Here is a 2,870-nt window from a genome sequence, read left to right on the forward strand (position 1 = left end):
ACGGTTTCTGTTCGTCAGTACCGAGTTTTGTAGTCTCGCTTTCTTCAGATGTAACTTTGCAGTTACCACCCTTGCGACTTACTAATGCTTCTAGGCGTTACCCCAGCGCATAAGGGACTTGCACCCTCTAGATTAATTACTTACTTTGCTGTAAGTTAAAGATGCCCATACTGGGCACACACAACGTATAAAAATAATAGCCGAAATAGTAGTAAATTTGAACTTTGTAGTCCGCAACAACATTAGTAGTAAATTGAAAAATTCTGCTTCCGAAATCGGCTACTATTCTTATACAACCCGTTGTAGGCAATTTGAAGAAACCCACGAACAGATGAATAAATTAATAATATTAGTCTTTCTTTTTATTTCAATAAGCACATTTGGACAGACATACGAGGAAAAAATAGCTGAAAAATCCTGTGAATGTATTTCTGAAGATTCTGAAACAGACAATTTAAATGACCTTTTAAAAAAATGTATCATTTCGTCTAAAATTGAAATTGAAAATAATGACCCAAGCGAAAAAGAAAATCGACAATTTACAGTAGAGGGAATTCGTAAAACTTTTAGCAATGTATCAAAGCTTGTTATTGAAAATTGTCTAGCGATAAGAACAAAAGTTTCAGAACAGAAAAAACAAGAATTTTACAGACTTTCTGACAATCAAAAAGCAAATGAATACTTTGAAAAAGGAAATCAACTTCGAGATAAAAAACAAGTTGAATTGGCAATCGAACAATACGAAAAAGCAATAAAAAAAGACAAGGAGTTTGTAATGGCTTATGACCATTTAGGAGTATCCTATCGAATGACTAATGATTTGGATAATGCAATAAAAACTTATAAAAAATCTCTTGAAATTTTTCCAGAAGGTGATTTTTCTTTATTAAATATTGCTGCTGCTTACTCAATGAAAAAAAATGAATCGGAAGCACAAAAATATTATGAGAATCTAATTGATTTTTACCCTGAAAATCCCGAAGGATATTATGGAAGTGGAAAAACAAACTTGATATTGGGCAACAATGAAATTGCCTTGAGAAACGCTTTAATTGCAATGATTTTGTATGATAACCAAAATTCAAATAAAATATCAGATGCAGAGACTCTTTTAGGCTTTGTAAACGCCAAAATGAAAGAAGAAAATGAATTGGAAAAATTCGATCAGATTTTGAAAGAATACAATGTTGAATTTAAAAAATAAAAACTGCCTACAACACTGTATATAAAAAATGCGTAGTTTAGTGCTAAATCAAAGGAAAGTGCGTACTTGCTTTCATCCGATTTTCGTTCCGAAAATCCTCTGACACAAGCACGCACTTTTCATATACAAAACCGTTGTAGTGCATTTGAGAAATGATACGGAAATCGATTAAATATTTAGTAATAGTTTTAATAAACCTAATAATTCTGACTGGATTATTGGCTTATTGGACTGACTTTGTTGAACTGACTTTCAATAGTTATGTTCGACCAATTGAGTTTTTAAAAATAATCGGATTTACATTACTTTCTCTAATTGGAATACGAATCGCTATCGGATTTTTTAGAAAGAGAAATACACCAATTAAAATGAGAATTCAAATTTCTGCTTTAATAACTATTTTGATTTCTTCGTTCCTTTATTTTAATTATTCAAAAAATATTTATAAAAATAGAATACAAAAAAGCGAATTAAGAAAAGGATTAGCAATGAAAATTGAACCAGCAAATGGACTTGCCTTCGGAACAAAAGCTGATAATTTGACTTTTGATGAATATCAAGAAATCACCAGAATTAAATGGTTTCCAAAATTACAAAAGAATGCAGACAGTATTTCTTATCATTATACTTATGACGGATTTTTACCTGATTACTCATTTAATGTAAGTTATAATTTGCCGAAAAATATAGGAATTGACTCAACTGAATTTAAATACGGAAAAATAAAAATAGACACAATCGGAAATATAAAACGGATAAGTTATAGTGAATATGAGCAGTAAAAAACGCACTACAACACCGTATAAAAATAATTGCGGCTTAGTGCTTAATCAAAGGTCGTTGCGTGTTTGTAACGTCTGATTTTCCTGCGGAAAATCCTCGAATACAAACCCGCAACTATTCTTATACAAACACGTTGTAAAACATTTGAGAGCAACATTTTTCATACCAATATTGATTTTTCTGCTGACAAGTTGCGGACAAAATAATAGCGAAAAAAAACATCGGAAAAATGAAAAGCCCGAGCAAAATTTTTTGACATATAGATTGGTGGATAACGAATTTATTGAATATGATTTAGATACTCTTTCAAATTTTAACCAGATAATAAAAATTCAAAACAAAATAGACTGTAATAAAAATTACGCTTTATTTAAACTCAAAACCGACACAAAGATTTATAATATTCAACCATTACAGTTTTGTGAGGATATATTTGACTATAAGTTAAGGGAAATAGTTTATATAAGTACTGATAGTATAACAGTAAATTATGAATTACAATATCCAATCGATAGTCTGAAAACGATTTTAAATAATCATCTGAAAAACCCGAATGATGACAGAAACTATCCTTCATCAGAAGAACAACGATTAATAAGTATAAATGTTGACAGTACTAAAAACATTATAGAAGCTAAAAATCTCTTACTTAAAATAATTACTAATATTAACGAACTGAATATAAAAACGAATTTTTCATTTATGTTCGAGGATAACGGAATAATTCGAATAGTTGAGGAATAAAAAACGTTTTACAACAAAGTACTGTGGTAAAAAACAAGTAAAAACCCATTAACTTTTCACTAAAGTACTTCTATAAGAATCATCATATATTAATCCAGATTTTGCTATTGCAAAAGCTTGTTTTAGTAGCTTATTACAG

The 2,870-nt window shown here is 29.8% G+C and carries 3 protein-coding genes; all 3 read left to right on the forward strand.

Annotation, left to right across the window (positions count from 1 at the left end; all coding sequences use genetic code 11):
- Positions 1-331: 331 nt before the first annotated feature.
- Positions 332-1,204: a tetratricopeptide repeat protein gene (locus tag ES676_RS14470; protein WP_148371033.1), complete on the forward strand. Its 873-nt coding sequence runs from the start codon at positions 332-334 to the stop codon at positions 1,202-1,204.
- 368 nt (positions 1,205-1,572) lie between these two features.
- A complete protein-coding gene (locus ES676_RS14475) occupies positions 1,573-1,986 on the forward strand; it encodes a hypothetical protein (RefSeq protein WP_170234471.1) in 414 nt (137 codons plus the stop codon).
- A 145-nt stretch (positions 1,987-2,131) separates the two neighbouring features.
- Positions 2,132-2,731, forward strand: coding sequence for a hypothetical protein (locus ES676_RS14480; RefSeq protein ID WP_148371035.1), 600 nt, complete (start codon positions 2,132-2,134; stop codon positions 2,729-2,731).
- The last annotated feature ends 139 nt before the right edge of the window (positions 2,732-2,870 follow it).

This window comes from Bizionia saleffrena (genome assembly GCF_008086175.1).
GTDB classification, from domain to species: domain Bacteria; phylum Bacteroidota; class Bacteroidia; order Flavobacteriales; family Flavobacteriaceae; genus Bizionia; species Bizionia saleffrena.

What these genes read in the sequence shown, in the direction of transcription:
- ES676_RS14470 (WP_148371033.1), top strand. Translation starts at nt 332, where the DNA reads ATGAATAAATTAATAATATTAGTCTTTCTTTTTATTTCAATAAGCACA.
- ES676_RS14475 (WP_170234471.1), top strand. Translation starts at nt 1,573, where the DNA reads ATGAGAATTCAAATTTCTGCTTTAATAACTATTTTGATTTCTTCGTTC.